19 protein-coding genes are annotated in these 19,240 nt (G+C 55.2%); 12 read left to right on the top strand and 7 right to left on the bottom strand.

Going from position 1 to position 19,240, the window contains the following annotated elements; all coding sequences use genetic code 11:
• Positions 1-187: 187 nt before the first annotated feature.
• Positions 188-1,651: a mannitol dehydrogenase family protein gene (locus MC50_RS22500; protein WP_032687527.1), complete on the top strand. Its 1,464-nt coding sequence runs from the start codon at positions 188-190 to the stop codon at positions 1,649-1,651.
• A gap of 308 nt (positions 1,652-1,959) precedes the next feature.
• Entirely contained in the window at positions 1,960-2,391 is a 432-nt protein-coding gene (locus MC50_RS22495) for a universal stress protein (RefSeq protein ID WP_032687528.1), read from the top strand.
• Positions 2,392-2,448: 57 nt separating this feature from the next.
• On the opposite strand, the gene MC50_RS22490 is transcribed toward MC50_RS22495, so the two are convergent.
• Positions 2,449-3,135, bottom strand: coding sequence for a GntR family transcriptional regulator (locus MC50_RS22490; RefSeq protein ID WP_032687529.1), 687 nt, complete (start codon positions 3,133-3,135; stop codon positions 2,449-2,451).
• Between the two features lie 92 nt (positions 3,136-3,227).
• Positions 3,228-3,977: a bifunctional NADP-dependent 3-hydroxy acid dehydrogenase/3-hydroxypropionate dehydrogenase YdfG gene (gene ydfG, locus MC50_RS22485; RefSeq protein ID WP_032687530.1), complete on the bottom strand. Its 750-nt coding sequence runs from the start codon at positions 3,975-3,977 to the stop codon at positions 3,228-3,230.
• A gap of 520 nt (positions 3,978-4,497) precedes the next feature.
• Here ydfG and MC50_RS29090 point away from each other — a divergent pair.
• The gene (locus MC50_RS29090; protein WP_255379489.1) at positions 4,498-4,620 is read left to right on the top strand and encodes a hypothetical protein; all 123 of its coding nucleotides are present in this window, start codon (positions 4,498-4,500) and stop codon (positions 4,618-4,620) included.
• Positions 4,621-4,718: 98 nt separating this feature from the next.
• Complete coding sequence (gene dcp / locus MC50_RS22480; RefSeq protein WP_047664984.1) at positions 4,719-6,764, top strand: peptidyl-dipeptidase Dcp; 2,046 nt, start codon at positions 4,719-4,721, stop codon at positions 6,762-6,764.
• 158 nt (positions 6,765-6,922) lie between these two features.
• Here dcp and MC50_RS22475 read toward each other — a convergent pair whose 3' ends face one another.
• Positions 6,923-7,165, bottom strand: a complete 243-nt coding sequence (locus tag MC50_RS22475; protein ID WP_032687533.1) for a DinI family protein — start codon at positions 7,163-7,165, stop codon at positions 6,923-6,925.
• A 383-nt stretch (positions 7,166-7,548) separates the two neighbouring features.
• Between MC50_RS22475 and MC50_RS22470 the strand changes: the two genes are divergently transcribed.
• Complete coding sequence (locus MC50_RS22470; RefSeq protein ID WP_004862401.1) at positions 7,549-7,779, top strand: hypothetical protein; 231 nt, start codon at positions 7,549-7,551, stop codon at positions 7,777-7,779.
• Positions 7,780-7,887: 108 nt separating this feature from the next.
• Here MC50_RS22470 and MC50_RS22465 read toward each other — a convergent pair whose 3' ends face one another.
• Entirely contained in the window at positions 7,888-8,763 is an 876-nt protein-coding gene (locus MC50_RS22465) for a class A beta-lactamase PLA-2a (RefSeq protein WP_047664983.1), read from the bottom strand.
• A gap of 292 nt (positions 8,764-9,055) precedes the next feature.
• On the opposite strand from MC50_RS22465, the gene MC50_RS22460 reads away from it, so the two are divergent.
• Together MC50_RS22460 and MC50_RS22455 are read left to right on the top strand one after the other, a co-directional pair.
• Positions 9,056-9,319, top strand: a complete 264-nt coding sequence (locus MC50_RS22460; RefSeq protein ID WP_015584254.1) for a hypothetical protein — start codon at positions 9,056-9,058, stop codon at positions 9,317-9,319.
• A gap of 101 nt (positions 9,320-9,420) precedes the next feature.
• On the top strand, positions 9,421-10,521 hold the full coding sequence (locus MC50_RS22455; RefSeq protein WP_046852455.1) for an AAA family ATPase: 1,101 nt from the start codon (positions 9,421-9,423) through the stop codon (positions 10,519-10,521).
• A 42-nt stretch (positions 10,522-10,563) separates the two neighbouring features.
• Here the strand turns inward: MC50_RS22455 and MC50_RS22450 are convergent, their stop codons facing one another.
• The gene (locus MC50_RS22450) at positions 10,564-11,829 is read right to left on the bottom strand and encodes an MFS transporter (RefSeq protein ID WP_032696111.1); all 1,266 of its coding nucleotides are present in this window, start codon (positions 11,827-11,829) and stop codon (positions 10,564-10,566) included.
• Between the two features lie 184 nt (positions 11,830-12,013).
• Positions 12,014-15,121 (bottom strand): beta-galactosidase, encoded by a 3,108-nt coding sequence (locus MC50_RS22445; protein ID WP_047664982.1) that lies wholly within the window; start codon positions 15,119-15,121, stop codon positions 12,014-12,016.
• 220 nt (positions 15,122-15,341) lie between these two features.
• Here MC50_RS22445 and MC50_RS22440 point away from each other — a divergent pair, with 220 nt between their 5' ends.
• The 4 genes from MC50_RS22440 (at position 15,342) to MC50_RS22425 (ending at position 18,266) form a co-directional block, all read left to right on the top strand.
• A complete protein-coding gene (locus tag MC50_RS22440; RefSeq protein ID WP_032696114.1) occupies positions 15,342-16,406 on the top strand; it encodes a LacI family DNA-binding transcriptional regulator in 1,065 nt (354 codons plus the stop codon).
• Positions 16,407-16,904: 498 nt separating this feature from the next.
• Positions 16,905-17,276 carry a Spy/CpxP family protein refolding chaperone gene (locus tag MC50_RS22435; protein ID WP_046852789.1) on the top strand — a complete coding sequence of 124 codons (372 nt, stop codon included), beginning with the start codon at positions 16,905-16,907 and terminating at the stop codon, positions 17,274-17,276.
• A 78-nt stretch (positions 17,277-17,354) separates the two neighbouring features.
• On the top strand, positions 17,355-17,783 hold the full coding sequence (locus MC50_RS22430; protein WP_032687540.1) for a glycine zipper 2TM domain-containing protein: 429 nt from the start codon (positions 17,355-17,357) through the stop codon (positions 17,781-17,783).
• Between the two features lie 147 nt (positions 17,784-17,930).
• The gene (locus tag MC50_RS22425; RefSeq protein ID WP_048619437.1) at positions 17,931-18,266 is read left to right on the top strand and encodes a TonB family protein; all 336 of its coding nucleotides are present in this window, start codon (positions 17,931-17,933) and stop codon (positions 18,264-18,266) included.
• 172 nt (positions 18,267-18,438) lie between these two features.
• Here the strand turns inward: MC50_RS22425 and MC50_RS28725 are convergent, their stop codons facing one another.
• Positions 18,439-18,603 (bottom strand): hypothetical protein, encoded by a 165-nt coding sequence (locus tag MC50_RS28725; RefSeq protein WP_155274634.1) that lies wholly within the window; start codon positions 18,601-18,603, stop codon positions 18,439-18,441.
• 56 nt (positions 18,604-18,659) lie between these two features.
• Between MC50_RS28725 and MC50_RS22420 the strand changes: the two genes are divergently transcribed.
• The gene (locus MC50_RS22420) at positions 18,660-19,223 is read left to right on the top strand and encodes a YagU family protein (protein ID WP_004862371.1); all 564 of its coding nucleotides are present in this window, start codon (positions 18,660-18,662) and stop codon (positions 19,221-19,223) included.
• Positions 19,224-19,240 lie beyond the last annotated feature (17 nt).

Below are 19,240 nucleotides of genomic sequence, written 5' to 3'. Positions count from 1 at the left end.
GGGTGCGCAACCCGGCTTTTTATTTCCTCTACTCACGCTTAGTGAAACAGACTGTGAATGGTGAAATCTTCTTGTATGGTAGTTGATGGAAATCAAAGATGTTATACCAATTGCATGAGATGGTTCACCTCACAGAGGCATTCTCCTCGAGAATGGTTGATCAGTAATCATAAAAATGAGAGTCACCATGGAAAACACGCTTTTAACAGCCAAGGCAACGCTTCCTTCCTACGATCGCAGCAAACTGGTTTCGCGCATTGTCCATCTGGGTTTTGGCGCATTCCATCGCGCACACCAGGCGGTCTATGCCGATATTCTGGCGGCAGAACAGGGGAGCGATTGGGGCTACACCGAAGTTAACCTGATTGGCGGCGAACAGCAGATTGCCGATCTGCAGAAACAGGCTCTCCTGTATACCGTTGCCGAAATGTCGGCGGATGCCTGGACGGCCCGCGTGGTCGGCGTGGTTAAGCAAGCAATGCATGCAGAGGTCGACGGCCTGGAGAGCGTGCTGGCGAAGATGTGTGAGCCTCAGGTGGCGATTGTATCCCTGACGATTACCGAAAAAGGCTATTGCCACTCGCCGTCCACCGGCGAGATACAGCTGGAACACCCGCTGATCGCTGCGGATATCCTGAATCCGCACCAGCCGAAATCTGCGCCAGGCGTTATCGTTGAAGCCCTTGCGCGGCGCAAAGCCGCAGGCTTACCGGCATTCAGCGTGATGTCCTGCGATAATATGCCGGAGAACGGCCATGTCACGCGCAATGTGGTTTGTGCCCTGGCGCGTGCGATTGACGGCGATCTCGCCGACTGGATTGCGCAACAGGTGACCTTCCCGTCGACGATGGTTGACCGCATTGTGCCGGCCGTGACGGCCGACACGCTGGATAAAATCGAGCAGTTGACCGGGGTGCGCGATCCGGCGGGCGTAGCCTGTGAGCCGTTCCGCCAGTGGGTGATTGAAGACAACTTTGTGGCGGGTCGTCCGGCGTGGGAACAGGCGGGGGCCGAACTGGTCGCTGACGTAGTGCCTTTTGAAGAGATGAAGCTGCGTATGCTCAACGGCAGCCACTCTTTCCTCGCCTATCTGGGATATCTGGCCGGTTATCAGCATATCAATGACTGTATGCAGGATCAGAATTACCGCCGTGCGGCGCGCACTTTAATGCTCAACGAACAGGCGCCGACGCTGAAAGTCCAGGGGGTTGATCTGGAACATTACGCCGGGCTTCTCATCGACCGTTACAGCAACCCGGCGCTGAAGCACCGCACCTGGCAAATTGCGATGGACGGCAGCCAGAAACTGCCGCAGCGGATGCTGGATTCCGTGCGCTGGCATCTCGCGCAGCGCACCGACTTCAGCCTGCTGGCGATGGGGATCGCGGGCTGGATGTGCTATGTCGGCGGCGTTGATGAGCAGGGGCAGGCGATTGAGATCTGCGATCCGCTGCTGCCGGTGATTCAGCAGGCGGTCCAGAACAGCGCGGAGGGGCCGGAACGGGTGAAAGCGTTGCTGGGTATCGAAGCCATCTTTGGCCACGATTTGCCGCAGAACGGCCGTTTTGTCGATGCCGTGACGAACGCCTGGCTGTCGTTGAAAGAGCGGGGCGCGAAGGCGACCGTTGCCGCCTGGGCTCAGACCCACTAGCATTATCCCGCCCGGTCGACCTGATATTAAGACACCCATTCGGGTGTCTTATTTTTTGCAATCCGCGTTTGTTAACATCCTGGTCGGTTGTTTTCCTGGAATATAAAAATATTTATTGAATATTTTATAAAATATTGATCGAGGACATTGAATATACATAACTTTAGCTATCCAGAGTTAACTATATATAATTGATGTTTATTTTAATGAATATGCCAGATTACAGGGTTATTAGCGGTGTGGAACTGAAAATAAATATGTCATGATGTGCGCAGTGAAATTAAGTGCCTCGAAAAAAGGAGTCGAACATGTACAAGAAAATTCTCTTGCCCGTCGATGTGTTTGAAATGGATTTGAGTGATAAAGCGGTACGTCATGCTGAGTTCCTGGCGTCGGCTGAAGAGGGCGAAATTACGTTATTAAACGTATTGCCAAACAGCAGTCGTTCGGTTTTACGCGGATTCGCTGCGGATATTCAGAAATTCGAAACTTTTATGCAAGCGGAATCGGAAAAGAAAATGCAGACGCTGTCTCGTCTGTTCTCGATTCCCGCTGCGCGAATTCATACCCGGGTAGTATTTGGCAATGTTCGCGATGAAATACTGGCTATCGGTAATGCCGACGAGTTCGATGTGATTGTCGTGGGCTCACGCACGCCGGGCCTTTCCACCCATCTTCTCGGCTCAAACGCCGAATCTATCCTGCGCTACGCAAAAATACCGGTGCTGGTTGTTCGTTAGCGTATTTATCAATCAGGGCGGCAGTGTTGCTGTTTATTTGGCTGCCGCCGGAATCATTTACTCTTCACTAAACCAGTCGCGATTTTCCTGACGAATTAATAATACCGATTCACTGATTTCATGCAGGTGAATATTCATCGCGGTACCGACCGCATCGGCATCACGGTTTTCCAGGGCCTGAAAAATTTGATGGTGCTGACGCAACAGCATCTCCGGAGGCGTAATGTGATCGAGGCTCATGTAGCGGACCCGGTCAATTGTCGCTTTAATATTCTCGACGGTATCCCACGCCAGCTGACAGTCGGCAATCAGCGACAGTTTTTGGTGAAACTCATCATCCAGCTGAAAAAAATCATTTAATTGCTGACGCTCAACGGCAATACGCTGCTGATTAAGATTTTGCTCAAGCTGATAGATTTGTTCGGCGGTGATCATCCCGGCGGCACGACGCACCACGGCGCATTCGATAGCCTGGCGAACGAAACATCCGTTGCGAACCTGAGAAAGTGAGATCTTATTGACATAGCTGCCGCGCTGCGGACGAATTTGAATAAGACCATTCTCAGCCAGTTTGATAAAAGCCTCACGCACCGGTTGGCGGGAAACGCTAAAACGCACAGACACTTCTTTCTCAGACAGCGGGGTACCCGGCGGGATCAAACAATGCACGATATCATGGCGAAGGATACGATAAATTTGCTGGTTTACAGGCTGTGTCGGATTAAGTTGCAATTCTGCGGCCATTGATGGTTACTTTTATTGGGGGGTATGCGCTATTTTACGCGTTATTTGTCCATTCGCCCATACCCGGCCGCAAAGCGGCCAGGCTGTCGGTTTTAACCCGCGCGATGGACGCTCAGACCAGCAAAGCTTTGGCTGACCGGCATCATTTCCAGCGTGTTGATATTGACATGCGCAGGCAGGTTAGCGACCCACCATACCGCTTCGGTCACATCTTCCGGTGTTAACGCCTGGGTATTCTCGTAGGCTTTACCCGCTTTAGCATCGTCGCCTTTAAAACGCACGTTAGAGAACTCAGTACCGCCGACCAGGCCGGGCTCAACATCGGTCACACGAATGGCTGTACCGTGCAGATCGGTCCGCAGGTTCAGGCTGAACTGGCGCACAAAGGCTTTGGTCGCACCGTAAACGTTGCCGCCGGAATAGGGCCAGCTGCCGGCGGTGGAACCGATATTAATAATATGACCGCGGTTGCGTTCAACCATACCCGGCAGTACGGCACGGGTCATATAGACCAGTCCTTTGTTGTTGGTGTCGATCATATCTTCCCAGTCTTCAACGCTGGCTTTATGCGCCGGCTCAAGGCCCAGCGCCAGACCGGCGTTATTGACCAGCACATCGATGGCCTGCCACTCGGCCGGCAGCCCGGCAATCATCTCTTCAATCGCGGCGCGGTTGCGTACATCCAGTTGCGCGGTGTAGAGATTGTTGCCCAGCTCATCCTGCAATGTTTTCAGGCGCTCTTCACGACGCCCGGTGGCGATCACCTTGTGACCATTAGCGATAAAACGGCGAGTCATGCTTTCACCAAAACCTGCTGTTGCACCGGTAATCAGAATAATCATCATCGCTCCTGTCAATGTTCTCATCATGCCCCAACCGTCTCATGCCGGGGATTTCAATACCGTCTTGCTTAATATTTTTCGTAAAAACGGTCCGCCGGCGTATTGCTGCGCGCCAGGGGACAACACAAAAAGATTAAGCAATGACGATAACCGCTCGTTACCAGCACTGTAGCTACAAAAGAAAAGAGAGTCTACCTCCGTGGAACAAGCAATACGTTTCCAAAACAGGTAATTGCGACGGTGAGCGGGGGGAAAGCGACTTCCGCCGGGATAAACATCGCTATGGCAAGAGTGGGCGGTCTGGCGCTTTTGGCTAGCGGGAAAAGAGGTGGCCGGCTGGCCAATGATGCGAACCTTGTGGAAAAATAAACAAGAATGTATTCATGGCATGAATTGATCATCGACGCATTATAGGGATTGTTATTCTGCCGCCACACCACAGAAGCGCGCAGGATTGACACTTAAATCCTTGTCGCGCCGGCCTTTTGCGTCGGCGTTTTTTTGCCTGAGGAGGGTTCCGATGAACGAATGGGAAGAAGAAGAGAGCATTCCGACCCACGCCACCATAATCAGCACGGCAATCGATATTCTTGGCGTAACGGGCGCGCTGTTGCTGACCAGCGTTGTCTTTTTTTTGTTATGACCGTGTTCGGCTAGCGCCGCTCGCCAGCCGGCGGAAATGATTGCGGTCAATCAATGAGTTGCCTAATCTTACTGGATTACCGAGTCCAGGAGATGATGATGGCCGACAATAACCCTTTTTTGCGCGTCAGTCTGTTGCCTTATCAGGCACCTCAGTTTGATCTGATTGACGACACCCATTACCGACCGGCATTTGATGAAGGCGTTCGCCGTCAGCGGGAGGAGATCGCCGCGATAGTGAATAATCCGCAGCCGGCGGACTTTGCCAACACGCTGGTCGCGCTCGAGCAGAGCGGGCAGCTGCTGGCGCGCGTCACCCGGGTGTTTTTTGCCATGGCCGGGGCGCATACCAACCCGACGCTGCAGGCGCTTGATGAGCAATTCTCTGCTGAGCTGGCGGATCTGGGAAATGATATCTGGCTTAACGAAGCGCTGTTCCAGCGCGTGAAGCAGGTATGGCAGCAGCGTGACACCTTGCCGCCAGATAGCGAGTCCCGCCGGCTGCTGGAGATCACCTGGCAGCGTTTTACGCTGGCCGGCGCGACCCTGGCTGACGCGCAAAAAACGGAGCTGCGGGCTTTGAATACCCAGGCTGCGGCTTTGCAGAGTCAGTTTCAGCAGCGCCTGCTGGCGGCGGTTAAATCCGGCGGTCTGGTGGTTGACGACCCGGCGCAGTTAGCGGGACTCAGCGATGAAGAGATTGCTGAAGCCGCAGATGCCGCGCGGGAAAAAGGGCTAAGCGACCGCTGGTTGTTGCCTTTGTTGAACACCACTCAACAGCCGGCGTTACTCGCCTTACGCCGTCGCCAGACGCGTGAGAATCTGTTTGCTGCCGGCTGGAAACGCAATCAGAAGGGCGATGCGAATGATACTCGCGAGCTGGTGCTTCGCCTGGCGGAGATTCGCGCCCGTAAAGCCGAACTGCTGGGCGTGACGGATTACGCCAGCTGGTCGATGGCCGACCAAATGGCGGCAACGCCCGAGGCGGCATTTGCGTTCATGCGCCGGATAGCCCCGGCCGCCCGGGCAAGAGCGGAACGCGAGCTGGCGGATATCCAACAGCTGATTGATAGCGAGGGCGGCGGCTTTAAAGCCGAGGCCTGGGACTGGTTATACTACGGCGAACAGGTGCGCCGGGCGACATTCGCCATCGATGAAGCACAGTTAAAACCCTATTTCTCCCTCGACCGCGTTTTACAGGATGGCGTGTTCTGGACGGCATCGCAGTTGTTTGGCCTGCGCTTTGTCGAACGGTTTGATATTCCGGTTTACCACCCGGACGTCCGGGTATGGGAAATCTTTGACGCCAACGGGGAAGGTCTGGCGCTGTTTTACGGCGACTACTTTTCCCGGGATTCGAAAAGCGGCGGGGCGTGGATGGACGTCTTCGTTGAACAATCCACGCTGCTCGCGCAGCATCCGGTGATTTACAACGTTTGCAATTACCAGAAACCGAAGGCCGGCCACAGCGCGCTGCTCTCCTGGGATGAGGTCATCACCTTATTCCATGAATTTGGTCACGCGCTGCACGGGCTGTTTGCCAGTCAGCGTTATGCCAGTCTGTCGGGGACCAATACGCCGCGTGATTTTGTCGAGTTTCCGTCGCAGATCTATGAGCACTGGGCCAGTCAACCGCAGGTGTTCGCCCACTATGCGCGCCATTATCAGACCGGGGAAGCGATGCCGGATACGCTGCGTGAGCGTATGTTACGCGCGGCGAAGTTTAATAAGGGTTATGACATGAGCGAGCTGCTGGCGGCGGCGCTGTTGGATATGCACTGGCATAGCCTCTCGTCGGCAGATATTCCGCGCGATGTCGATAGCTTCGAAGCGCTGGCGTTGCGTCAGGAGCAGATGGACCTGGCCGCGGTGCCGCCGCGCTACCGTAGCAGCTACTTCTCACATATTTTTGGCGGCGGCTATGCCGCGGGCTATTACGCCTACCTGTGGACCCAGATGCTGGCGGACGACGGTTACCAGTGGTTCGTTGAGCACGGCGGCCTGACCCGCGAAAACGGTCAGCGCTTCCGCGAAGCGATTCTGTCACGCGGCAATAGTACTGATTTAGCGGAACTTTATCGCCAGTGGCGCGGACACGATCCGAAAATTGAACCGATGCTGGAAAACCGCGGGCTGAGTGAGTAGGGCAACTTTGTGTCGGAAACAGAACCGGGCCCGGTGCCCGGTTTTTTTATCAGTTTTTCCTTCCCCAAAATCTCTCCTGAATGTCGGCGGCGGCGGTAAAATGTTGTCCGGAGGCGGATAGCTTCACACGCCAGAGGCAATGACACTTTCTCTCTCCATCAGTCCTCTACCATCCACATATCAGCCTCCTCAAACATCTCCTGCACAGCACGGCTGATTTGTTCTTTTTCGTGCTTGCTGGCATCGGTGTTAATTGCCGGTAAGGTCATCATCGGCTTTACACGCACATCGGCATCGGGAAATATACGGTGAATTCGCTTCGATAATTCAGCTGCAATCGTCTCTTTCGCACCGGGTAGTCCCTCAAAGTTCCGCTTGTCATAAATCAGTTCCACAAACATATTTCATCCCTCTGCGTTAATGGTTGACGATATTTTTACTGTGGTTGCATACAGTATCAAGTTGAGTGGACGCCGTGAAGGTCAATCGTGCGATGCCGCGATTGTTTCTCGTGCGCCGCTCGCGTAACCGTCAAACAGTTCATCAGCAAAAGACCCGATGTTTAAACGTATCCCGATGTCTGCAAAGAAAATCGCCCGGCTTTTCTCTTTCCAACCTGCAGACCTCTTCCGGCGTTGTCCTCAGTGACACCCTGCGCCCGGAACGGCGTTGTTAAACAGGTAAATATTAACTCTTTGTAATTAATATTTTTTTTGCTGTTTATTTGCCTCCGCTTAGACGAGAATATCCTCCCCGATAATGAAATGGCTGAAAAGGATCCGCTATGTTAGAAAAATACTTTCAATTTGATGGTGATAGTGGCGACGCGGCTATCGAGAAACATAAACGTTTGCTCGCAGTTCAGGCAGCATTAGAAATTTCAAAAGCCGCCGTCTCTTCATCAACCGCAAATTCCGGTATTCGTAGCCAGATGGATTTACGTAATGTGGCTCAGGAAGTCGCTTCCTTAGCCGATGCCATTCAGGATGCTCTCGAAGGTTACGAAGAAAACTAATCCTCCATCGCTGCGCTGTCTCCACGTCAGGCCTCGCGTTTGCGAGGCTTTTTTACGTCCGGGAGGCATTGTCCGGGGAGTTCCTGTTCGAGACCGCCCGCGGCGCGGCTAGGGTCTGTTCTCGTCTGCGGACCAGTGCGTGACCAGCGTTGCGCCGATGGCCGCAATCTGTTTATTGCGTTCATCCATTGTGGCGGGGGTCCCGGTCAAATAAATCACCACGATGCGCGCAGCTTTACCGTCCGGACCGAGAGCCGCGATGATCCCGCGCGAGCCGCGATTGCCGGCTCCGGTCTTATCGGCAATAAACCAGCCCGCCGGCAGCACCGATCGCAACAGCGGCCCCGCAACTTTGTCCTCTACCATCCAGCGTTGCAACTGCTGCTGCGAGGCGCTGGAAAGCACGCGACCGGTCAACAGATTTCGCAGTGTCCTGGCCATCGCTTGCGGAGTTGTGGTATCTCGCACGTCGCCCGGCCGCGCTTCATTGAGTTCCGTTTCCCAACGGTCAAGCCGCGAAGTCTGGTCGCCGCTGTGGCGCAGGAAGCTGGTCAGCCCCTGCGGGCCGCCGAGAGTGGTCAACAGCAGGTTTGCCGCCGTATTATCGCTCAGGGTAATGGCGGCAGCGCACAGTTCGCCCACGGTGAGCCCATCGGTAAGATGCTTTTCCGTCACCGGCGAATATTCCACCAGATCCTGCTGCCGGTAATGGATACGGCGATCGAGCTGTTCTTCACCGGCATCGACACGCGACAAGACTGCGCCGCAGAGCAGAACTTTAAAAGTGCTCATCATCGGGAACCGTTCGTCAGAACGATAGCCGGCCAGCAGTTGCCCGGAAGCTAAATCCAGTTCGGCGTAGCCGACCCGACCCTGAAGCTGGCTTTCGGCTTGTTTAACCGTCGTCACCGTAGCTTGATGCGCCCAACCGGGGAGCGCCAGGGCGGCTAACAATGGGAGAAGGGCGAATCGATATTGACGCATAGCGGAATGGTTCCCTGGGGTTGTGGTACACAAGTCGATCTGGCGGGTTTTGTGGACGTCGCGGAAAATAAACAAAAAAATAAAGACAAATAAGAGTTATGAAGATTCACAATTTCTCTTTTTTCCTTCATCATCTGCCAGCTTTTACCAGTAATAATCAATGCTTAGCTCAGTATATGAAAGAGTTTTTTTCATTCGGGCTGGTATGAACTATAAGAATGTACTGAAGGTTGTGTAAATGCTCTACGCCGTCGGCGATCACATATTAACCATTGATCCATCCGGGAGGAACATGGTGGACCCGCTAATCAAGGTCATGCTGGTGGGGGGAAAGGCGGATGGCCTGTTGGTCAGCGTCGCCGGCACGGCGACGGAACTGTCCGTCACCGCCGCGCAGTATGGCGCGAAATCTGGCAATCCGCTGAGCTATCGGATTGTTTCGCAAACGATCGATGACGAACGCTATTTTTTCGGCGTGTTTAGCGAAACCCATGACGATGCCGACAAGCTCAAACGCGTGGCCCTGACCCGAGGCATGAAAAAGTCTCTCCGCTGAGTGCGTCCTTGCCGGACGATTGACCTTCGTCCGGCCTGACCGTGTTATCATTCCCCTTGTTTACCACTGCCGCAGCGCGGAGTTTTTTCATCGGGAGCACCATGATTCACCATATCCGCATACAAAATTTCAGATCGGTCAGGGATATCGAGCTGGAACTGGGCGCGCTCAACATCGTGTTTGGGCCGAATGGCTGCGGCAAGTCCAACATTTACAAAGCCATTCACCTGTTAACCGCCTCCGCGGACGGCAAGTTCTCAGGCTATATCAGTGAGGAGGGCGGCCTGGAAAATGTGATGTGGTCAGGGCGAACGGCCGCGACGGCGCGCCACCCGCGTCGGCTGCAAATTTCCTGTCTGACCGCCGAGTTTGACTACGAGCTCCAGGTGGGTTTCCCGGAAAAGCTGCCTTATCCCACCCAGTTTATGCTCGACCCGATTGTCAAAGAGGAGTCCATCTGGCTGGCGGGATTCTCCCGACGACCTTCCGCCAGGGTTTTGCAGCGCAAAAACCAGGCCGCGTTCCTGCTCGATGTCAACGGCGAGAAAAATACCTTCACCGACACGATTTATGAAAACGAGTCGATCTTTGGCCAGTTGGGCGAGCCGCACCGCTTCCCGGAAGTTTCTCGCGTTCGGGAAACTATGCGCCAGTGGCGTTTCTACCACGAATTTAACATCAGCCGACATTCGGCGCTGCGGCATCCGACGGTAGGTTACCGTTCACCGGTCCTCGACAGCGACGGGCATAATCTTGCCGCCGCTTTTCAGACGATTGTTGAAATTGGCGCCGAAGAGTTGCTGCACGAGATTCTGGCCGCCGCTTTTCCGGAGTGCGCGTTCTTCTGCGAAAACGAAAACTCGCGTTTCTCGATTAAGATGCGGCGCAACGGCGTGTTTCGCCCGCTGCTGGCGGCGGAAATGTCTGACGGCACGCTGCGTTTTTTATGTCTGGCGGTAGCGCTGTTGAGCCCGCGCCCGCCGGCATTCCTGGCAATTAACGAACCGGAAAACAGCCTGCATCGACAGATGTTTCCGGCGCTGGCCCGGCTGATTGTCGAGGCCTCCCGCTATAGCCAAATCTGGTTGACCAGTCACTCTGCCGAGCTGGCGGCGCTTATCTCCTCACAGGCCGAGAGCCGGATATACGAGCTGGAAAACAGCGACGGCGAGACGCGAATCAAAGCCGCAGCGGCCGGATAATGTTCGCGGCCCGTCTTACGCAACGGGCCGCGAATTTGCGGTTTACGCGGCGTTGTTATAGCCGGCGGTCGGCAGCAGCGTTTTACTGCCTTTCAAGGTGAACAGCGAGATAACGGTAAAGCCCAGGGTAATCGAACCCAGAATCAGATAAGCCTGATGGAAGCCGACGGTGTCGTACATGCGGCCAACCCATGCCGACAGCACGACGCCAGAGAGCTGCTTCGATAAGTTAAAACCGATCAGGAACAGGGTGGCGGACAGTTTCGGGTTAAATGCTGAGGAAATATATTTAAAGGTGCCGACCAGCAGGAACGGAACTTCAAACATATGCAGCATTTTTAAGATAACCACCTCGACCGCCGTCGTGGCGAATGAAGATCCGAGAATACGTACGGACATAATCATCCCGGCGGTTAGCAGCGCATTTTTCGCCCCGATACGGTTCACAATAGCCGGGGCGCAGAACATGATCAGCGCATTCAGCAATTCGCCGCCGGTGGTGACGAAGCCAAAGACTTCGGTTCCGCGCCGCGGGTCGGCAAAAAAGCCTTTAAAAAAATTGGCAAACTGCTGGTCAAATACGTCATAGACGCTGGCAACGCCGACCACATAGATAATAAATCCCCAGAATCGCGGCATTCGCAGCAGCTCGGCGGCGACGCGCAGAGAAAACGCCTGACGGTTTGCGCCTAAGGCATCCATAACCTGGGCGCTGTTGCTGCTTTCCGGACGGGAGAACCACAGCAGTACCCCGAGCACCAGTGCAAAGCCGGAGGCGATCCAGAAGGTGATATTGGGATCAATGCCAAACAAGATGCCGGTGATTGAGGCGCAGAGCGCCCAGCCGACACAGCCAGCAACGCGGACCTTGCCGTATTCGAAACGGTTGGCGCGACTGACTCGCTCGATATAGGCTTCGACCGCGCCGGAACCGCTGGAGAAGACAATGCCCAGATAGAGTCCGCCCACCAGCGCCCCGGCGATAATATTGACCTGCAACAGCGGTGAGAAGACAAATATAAAGAACGGGGCAAACAGAATTAATAAGATGGTGATGGTCCACAGCAGGTGTTTACGCAGCCCCAGCTTATCGGATATCAAGCCAAATATCGGTTGGCAAATAATGGCGAACAGCGAAATAGCAGAGAAGACAACCCCGGTTTCCGTTTTAGTTAAATGGTTTACGTCCGCCAGCCATACCGGGAAAAACGGGAAGTAGGCCGACATAATGAAGTAGTAAAAGAAAAAGAACAGCAGGAAATAAATAAAATTATGCCGTTCGCGTGGCGCCAGTTCAGAGAATTTCATAGAGATGTTCCAGTGTTATTATACTCGTCATCATTCCAGCTGCCTGATCCTGGCGGCACGCTGTTCCCTTGGTGATACTCGCCATCCCTGGGCTTCGGCCCGAATTCTGCCCATTTCCGCCACGGTGCATCCCGAATATGCGGGTATAGCCGTTTTAAAGGGGGCGAGAGCCCCCGTTGAGGGTTTAGCGTAAAGACAGTGAGAGCTGGTACTGCCACCGGGTCCCGAGCAGCAGCCACTGCGGCTGCACGCTTGGTGTCCACGAGTCATCGCCGCCGACGCCCATATGCTCGCCGTCGAGGGTGATCCAGACGCCTTTTTCAGCGGCCATCCGGTGCCAGTGGTCGGTTGCCATGAGCTGCTCGGTGCTGTAGGGCTGAACCGAGAAGTGGAAGTCACCGGTCACGTGCCAGCGTCCCCAATCCAGCGCTTTGTTGTCGCAGCGCAGGCCGTTTTCCGTCGGGAAAATATAGGGCGTGCTCATCGCTTCCAGCGGAAGCTGCCAGCGGGCGAAACAGGCGCTGCTCTTCCGGTCAGGGTAGTTTTCATGCGGCCCGTAGCCGAGCCACGAGACCGGCGACTGCTGGTCTGGGACCTGGAAGTGGAGGCCCACGCGTGGCAGCGGCGGCAGCGTGCCGGCCCGCTCTCCGCTCACCGCCAGATGCAGATGGCCATCGCTATCAAAAGTCATCCGCCACTGGCTGACGATGACCACTTCGTCGCCGCGCAGATAGTGCCAGCGGCTGTCGACGATGGTCTCATGTGCCAGGCGCTGCGCGGTGCAGCGAACGCAGCGCGCGTCGAGCGCATAAAGTCCGGCGCTTTTCCAGCGCTCAACCCAGGCGTTGGGGTCGATACGATCCGTTTCGCTCACGCCGATATCGTTGTCCAGCGGAGCGCGAACGAACTGGTCGCGCAGCGGAGACAGCAACTGCTCTGCGCCTTCCGCCAGCCAGTGAGTTAACAAGCCGCTCTGACGATCGATAACCCATTGCTGAGATCCCTGACGGACGGTGAAGCTCTCATCATCGATGGTCAGCTCCGGTGCCGGTCCGACGGCGGCGGGGGCGGGTAAGGCCAGCGGGGCGGCAAGGGAGAACTGCGCCCAGGCCACGCGGTGCCCGGCGTCAGACCACGCCGTCGCCTGCGGCTGGACAACTTCCAGCGTCAGCCAGACCTCTCTGGCGCCTGCCGGCAAGGTCAGGCCGTCGCATAAGGTAAAATCTTCCTGGCCCTGCGGCGCGAGGTTCAACGCCAGGCTGCCGCTGGCCACGGTTTCACCGGCGGACTGCACCTGCCAGTTCAGCACTTCATTATCGGTGGCGCGGAACAGGTATTCGCTCGCCACACCGATCCGCAGCGGGGACTGCGCCAGCAGGGAAAACTGGAAATATTGCTGGGCATGTTTCGCTTCAATCAGCGAAGGATGAGGACGGCGATCCGGGAATACCAGCCCGTTCATGCAGAACTGCCGGTCGTTTGGCGTGTCGCCAAAATCCCCGCCGTAGGCCCAGCCCACGCTGCCGTCCTCGAAGGTCTTTTCAATTGCCTGATCTGCCCAGTCCCAGATAAAGCCGCCCTGCAGGCGCGGATATTCGCGGAAAGCCTGCCAGTAATCGGCAAAATTACCGAGGCTGTTGCCCATCGCGTGAGCGTATTCGCAGAGAATCAGCGGTCGCTGTTCGCCGGGCAGGCCAATCCACTTTTTAATGCTCCATTTCGGCACTGCCGGAATCAGTTGATCGCGTTCCACGCGGGCATACATCGGGCAGATAATATCGGTCGCCGTGCTGTCGGCGCCGCCGCCTTCGTACTGGACCGGACGCGTAGGATCTTCGCGTTTCAGCCAGTGATACATGGCTTCATGGTTCGCACCGCAGCCGGACTCGTTCCCCAGCGACCAGATAATAATCGACGGATGGTTACGGTGGCTTTGCAACATCCGGGTGACGCGGGCGCTGTAGGCCGGCAGCCAGGCCGGATCGTCGGACAGGCGGTTCATTGGCACCATGCCATGGGTTTCGATGTTCGCCTCATCGACCACGTACAGGCCGTAGCGGTTGCACAGCTCATACCAGCGTGCGGCGTTGGGATAGTGCGAACAGCGCACGGCGTTAAAGTTATTCTGCTTCATCAGCAGAATGTCCTGCAGCATATCCTCTTCGGTCACCACCTGGCCGCGCTGGTGGTGGTGCTCATGGCGGTTCACCCCGCGGATCAGCAGCGGTTTGCCGTTGAGCAGCAGCAGGCCGTTGCTGATCTCTACACGGCGAAAGCCGATGTCCCAGGCTTCAGCTTCAACCAGCTCTTCGCCGTGCCACAGGGCAACCACGGTACGATAGCAGTGGGGCGTTTCCGCGCTCCATTGCCGCGGTTTTTCCACCGCCAGGACCAGCGTTGCCCGTTCGGCATAATGGCCCCGTTCGTCAACTGGCGCAGAACCTGGGCGCTGGCGCTGGCGGGCAACCAGCTGTTCGCCATCCCACAGGCTGACTTCCGCCACCAGCCCGGCCAACTGCGCATCAGCGGCGGCGATGGCCAGATTGACCTGCAGTTCACCATCGCGATACAGCGCATCCAGCTGCGGGGAAATCTGCACGTCGCTCAGGTGCTGCTTCGGTTTGTTCAGCAGCCACACCGAGCGGAAAATCCCGCTCATGCGCCACATATCCTGATCTTCCAGCCAGCTGCCAGCGCTCCAGCGCAGGACCATCACGCACAGGCGGTTGTCGCCCGCCCGTAGATAGGGGGTCAGGTCGAAAGCAGCCGGCAGCCGGCTATCCTGGGAGTAACCGACCCATACGCCGTTACACCACAGATGAAACGCGGAGTTAACGCCGTCAAAAATAATTTGCGTCAGGCCATCGGCCAGCCAGTTTTGCTCCAGCGTGACGTTTAGCGAGTACAGGCCGGTCGGGTTCTCTTCCGGGACCCGCGGTGGCGTCGTCTCGATGGGATAGCGGACGTTGGTATAGATCGGTGCGTCGTAGCCTTCCATCTGCCAGTTAGAGGGCACGGGGGTGCTGCGGCTGGTTTCGAGATCGCGCTCGATCCAGCGGCTATCGACGGCAAACGGGCTGGGGGACCAGCAAAATTGCCACAGCCCGTCGAGCAGGCGGAGGCGGTCGGAGGGGCGGTTGTCCCGGGCGTCGTCGAGCGATCGCCAGCTGGCAAACGAGGGGTGAGCCGCTAAGCGATTAAGGTGAGTAATGGTCTGATTTTGCCAGTCTTCACGGGCCAGTACATCGTGAAACGTCAACGAGCGAACCGCGTTTGAGTCATGTTGTTGCATAGGCATACCTGACGGATAAGTGAAAAAATGTCATTCGCTAGACAAGGATGATATCGTTATCAGATATTTTCTATCAGGCCGCAATACTGGCGAAAATGAAACCGACTCACGATCACGAAACTTCAGAATCAGAGCTGACTTTTGTCGTCAGTTAGACATAAAATGTTAGCGGACGACATTTGGCGTATTCAGACTGATTTTGCACAGAGAGGGGGGGATTATGCAGCGGCGTTCGGCAACCTTAGATGATGTGGCACACGAGGCCGGCGTTTCGCAACAAACGGTCTCCCGGGTACTGAATCGTCCCGATGTAGTCTCCGCGCGGACACGCGAGAAAGTGATCCGCGCGATGCAGGCGCTGCATTATGTTCCCAACCGATCGGCGCAGCTGCTGGCGGGGAAAGCGGCACCTTCAATCGGGCTGATTACGGCGTCGCTGACGCTGCACGCGCCATCACAAATCGCGTCGGCGGTGAAAAGCCATGCCGGGGCTCATCAGCTGGAAGTGTCCATCGCCATGCCCGAACGCAGCGATTACGCTTCACTTCAGACCCGGCTGGATGAGTTTCGCGCTCAGCATATTCGCGGCGCGATTATCAGCCTGCCGCTGGAGAGCAGCATCGCGGAACGGCTGGTGCAGGAAAACCCCGATATCGCCTGTCTGTTTCTTGATGTGTCACCGGAGACGGAAGTCTCCTGCGTGCGTTTTGATCATCGTGATGGCTGCGGCGCCTGCGTGCGGCATCTCTGGGAGCTCGGCCATCGCGATTTTGGCCTGCTGGCCGGTCCGGAAAGCTCGGTCTCTGCCCGGTTGCGCCTCGGTAGCTGGCGGGAGACATTGCATCGCCTGGGCGTGAGCCAGGCCGTGACGGTATTTGGCGACTGGAGCGCCGCCAGCGGCTGGCAGAAAACCTTTGAACTGCTCCACCTGCAGCCACGGATCAGCGCCATCGTTGTGGCTAATGACCAGATGGCATTAGGGGTACTCAGCGCGCTGGCGCAGCTTAATCGTACCGGCAACAGTGCCGTTTCGGTCACCGGCTATGACGATACGGCGGACAGTCTTTACTTTCAGCCGCCGCTGACGACCGTGGCGCAAAACTTCGATCTGCTTGGTAAACGGGCGGTGGAGCTGCTGACCCAGCAGATGGCGGCGCCGCAGGTGCCGATCCGCGAACTGCTCCCCACCCGATTGATCGTCCGCCAGTCAACCTGGCCTCGTGAGGGGGAATATTCCCGCGATCCGCTGATTGCGCAGCTCAAAGCGCTGGTGGATAAACTGTAAGCGGACGTCGGTTTAACTTTCATTGAAGATAACTATGCTAGCGTATGGCCAGGCGTAGAAGGAGAGGGAAAATGCCTCTACGTAAAATGCAAAACACAATCTATCCATGCAAGCATTTATTCACCGCCAGCTATCTGGCGGTTTTTTTTTGCCGCTATTCCCGCCTCAGCTATCGCTATTTTGTTTTATTCTGCAACTTGTCCATTAAACGTACACTGAGAAGAATAAAAGCGCTGTTTAGCAAGGCGGCGGTGCGGCGACTCTCGCGGGTTATAGTTTTTCACCCAGCATAAAATGCTGCTGAAGAGGGGCGGAGTATCCCGCTCTCCGTGCCGGTAAAAATGGCGCTATGTCCAGCGGATTATGATCCAAATTTAAATTTAACTCTTTGTTACAGAAGGCTTTCAATTTGATCGTAATAATCAAATCTCTTGTTTTGCACATTAAGGATAATTGATTGTGAATAAACTTTTCCGTAACACCCTGCTTGCCGTGGCGATGACCGCGGGTTTCTCCATGGCCGCTCAGGCAGCCACCGCTGACGAAGTACCGCCGGTTTCTCAGGACCCGGTGGTGCAGCACCTTAAGCTGAGTAACGATCAGGTGACAAAAATTAAGGGTCTGCATCAGGAGTTTGAAACCAACGTCAACAATATCAAAATCGAAGGTTTCAAAGATGGCGCGCTGATCGATGTTATCCAGTCCGGCAAGTGGGATGAGGCGAAAGTGAAACAACAGCTGGCTGCTTTTGGACAATTAGATCAGCAGGTCCGTTACTACCGCGTGAAATACTATTTTGGCGTCAACCAGGTGCTGACCCCGGAACAGCGTACCCAGGTTAAAAAAGATCTCCAGGAAGCGCTGAATTAATTTCGAACCCGCCAGCAATGGCGGGATTCTCTTTTTGCAGGATCGCATCACCAGCGACAGAATGAAAAATGAGCCATTATGAAGAGATTCCTGTTCATCGCTCTCGGCTTTCTCGCCTTTACCTGCCAGCCCGGCTTTGCGGGTAGCAAAACCGTGGTGGATTACGGCGTTGTGCAGCAAAGTCAAATCATCACCCGCGAGACTCGCAGTCAGCCGCTGCGAACGCTTGCCGCCGGCGCGGTTGGCGGTGCTATTGGCCACCAGTTTGGTAACGGGAGCGGGCAAACGGCGATGACGGCGGTGGGCGCGGTTGCCGGAGCCAGCGCGTCGCATCACCGGCAAACGCAGCGCCAGGCCGCCCGGCAGATCGAACTGACGATCAAAACGCAATCTGGCCAGCTAATCCAGGTGCTGCAGCCAGATGATGGTCGACTGACCTTCAATAAAGGCGATAAGGTTCGCATCCTGACCTCCGGTGCAAATACCAACGTTGATAAATCCGTGTAACCCGCAGGCCGCCTGCGGATAGAGGCAGGCGGCCTCTCTCTTTGCCGCTTGCCGGTTACGCCTTCACTGCGCATAAAAAGAGGAAAAAATCCTCTGAGCATCAGCCTCTTGTGATAGTATTGAGAATTATTATCAATATGGAAGCTGATGATGAAAATATCCAGGGCCTTTCTGTTTGCCGGCTGCTGCCTGATATCCGCCTGCACCAGCCAGATGAAAGGAGTTGCGCCTGAGCAGCTGGTCTCCACGCCACCCGTTTATCCCTATTACGCTCTGGCCAACCATCTTGATGGGGAAGTGAAGATCCGTTTTGATGTTGGCGCCAACGGTAAAGTGGAGAAAATGTGGATATTAACCTCTGAACCACAGCACCTCTTCGATGATGCCGTCATTTCCGCCGTGGCAAAATGGCGTTTTGAGAGCAATAAGCCCTATAAGGGAATGACCAAAACCATCCGCTTTAAATTAAACAATGCCGGTTAGCGTTAATTCGGCAGCCGATCTTTCTGTTCTACGTTCACCCGGAATTGTTCAGGATCTCTTTGCCGTTGGTCGTCCTTTGTCATTCAGGCAAAACATCGGCGTGCCGGGATAGCGAGGGCAAAGACGAGGGCCAGAACGGCTGGATTCCCCGAAGTCACTTCACGGTTGTGCGCTAATTTGCCGCTATTTTTGCAATAAAAATAAGGCCGATGGCGACTTTTTGCGGCGAGAAACGTATGCCGTGAGAAGGTAAAGCATTGACCTGACGAGCAAAGAGATACGAATAAAAATTGTTCTCATAGACAAAAGTGTGATCGCGATCAATATGACCAGCCATGAGTAACATTAAACATAGCTAATGTATTCATTCTAAAAATAATCAGGTGGTATTCGATGGCTATCAAGGACTTCTTTGCACAAACGGAACCCGGACGCCGACGTTATGGCGTGGCAACAGGCGTGGGGATTATCGCAGGTATTATGTCGGCATTTGTGAAGTGGGGGGCCGAAGTTCCGTTACCGCCCCGTACTTTCTCCGGCGGCAGGGATGAGTTTAACCCGCCCTATCTTTTTTTACGTGATTACCTGGGGATTGATCCTACTCACACCGTTTATACCTTCTCAGAACACATCATCAATCCGGTGATGGTGACACATATTATTTTCTCGCTGGTATTTGCCATTGGCTATTGCGTGGTGGCAGAAGTGTTCCCCAAAGTAAAACTATGGCAGGGGGTATGGGCGGGTATTGTCGCCACTATCGCCGTTCACTGGATCTCTTTCCCTTTATTAGGTCTGACGCCTTCTCTGCTTAATATCCCCGCCGACGAATATATTTCGGAACTGGTCGGGCATATTTTCTGGTTCTGGGCGATAGAGATGATCCGTCGCGATCTGCGAAACCGCATCACTCATGAACCTGATGCCGAAGTTCCGCTGAATTCACCGTTCAGATAATTGCCGCAAAAGCGACA

Source organism: Klebsiella planticola (assembly GCF_000783935.2).
GTDB lineage: Bacteria > Pseudomonadota > Gammaproteobacteria > Enterobacterales > Enterobacteriaceae > Klebsiella > Klebsiella planticola.
The sequence above is the reverse complement of the archived record's forward strand: the minus strand, read 5'-3'. Positions and strand labels throughout refer to the sequence as shown.

Bases quoted from the DNA above. Each gene is read 5' to 3' on its own strand.
- MC50_RS22500 (WP_032687527.1), top strand. From the start codon at position 188: ATGGAAAACACGCTTTTAACAGCCAAGGCAACGCTTCCTTCCTACGAT.
- MC50_RS22495 (WP_032687528.1), top strand. From the start codon at position 1,960: ATGTACAAGAAAATTCTCTTGCCCGTCGATGTGTTTGAAATGGATTTG.
- MC50_RS22490 (WP_032687529.1), bottom strand. From the start codon at position 3,135: ATGGCCGCAGAATTGCAACTTAATCCGACACAGCCTGTAAACCAGCAA.
- ydfG (WP_032687530.1), bottom strand. From the start codon at position 3,977: ATGATTATTCTGATTACCGGTGCAACAGCAGGTTTTGGTGAAAGCATG.
- MC50_RS29090 (WP_255379489.1), top strand. From the start codon at position 4,498: ATGAACGAATGGGAAGAAGAAGAGAGCATTCCGACCCACGCCACCATA.
- dcp (WP_047664984.1), top strand. From the start codon at position 4,719: ATGGCCGACAATAACCCTTTTTTGCGCGTCAGTCTGTTGCCTTATCAG.
- MC50_RS22475 (WP_032687533.1), bottom strand. From the start codon at position 7,165: ATGTTTGTGGAACTGATTTATGACAAGCGGAACTTTGAGGGACTACCC.
- MC50_RS22470 (WP_004862401.1), top strand. From the start codon at position 7,549: ATGTTAGAAAAATACTTTCAATTTGATGGTGATAGTGGCGACGCGGCT.
- MC50_RS22465 (WP_047664983.1), bottom strand. From the start codon at position 8,763: ATGCGTCAATATCGATTCGCCCTTCTCCCATTGTTAGCCGCCCTGGCG.
- MC50_RS22460 (WP_015584254.1), top strand. From the start codon at position 9,056: ATGGTGGACCCGCTAATCAAGGTCATGCTGGTGGGGGGAAAGGCGGAT.
- MC50_RS22455 (WP_046852455.1), top strand. From the start codon at position 9,421: ATGATTCACCATATCCGCATACAAAATTTCAGATCGGTCAGGGATATC.
- MC50_RS22450 (WP_032696111.1), bottom strand. From the start codon at position 11,829: ATGAAATTCTCTGAACTGGCGCCACGCGAACGGCATAATTTTATTTAT.
- MC50_RS22445 (WP_047664982.1), bottom strand. From the start codon at position 15,121: ATGCAACAACATGACTCAAACGCGGTTCGCTCGTTGACGTTTCACGAT.
- MC50_RS22440 (WP_032696114.1), top strand. From the start codon at position 15,342: ATGCAGCGGCGTTCGGCAACCTTAGATGATGTGGCACACGAGGCCGGC.
- MC50_RS22435 (WP_046852789.1), top strand. From the start codon at position 16,905: ATGACCGCGGGTTTCTCCATGGCCGCTCAGGCAGCCACCGCTGACGAA.
- MC50_RS22430 (WP_032687540.1), top strand. From the start codon at position 17,355: ATGAAGAGATTCCTGTTCATCGCTCTCGGCTTTCTCGCCTTTACCTGC.
- MC50_RS22425 (WP_048619437.1), top strand. From the start codon at position 17,931: ATGATGAAAATATCCAGGGCCTTTCTGTTTGCCGGCTGCTGCCTGATA.
- MC50_RS28725 (WP_155274634.1), bottom strand. From the start codon at position 18,603: ATGGCTGGTCATATTGATCGCGATCACACTTTTGTCTATGAGAACAAT.
- MC50_RS22420 (WP_004862371.1), top strand. From the start codon at position 18,660: ATGGCTATCAAGGACTTCTTTGCACAAACGGAACCCGGACGCCGACGT.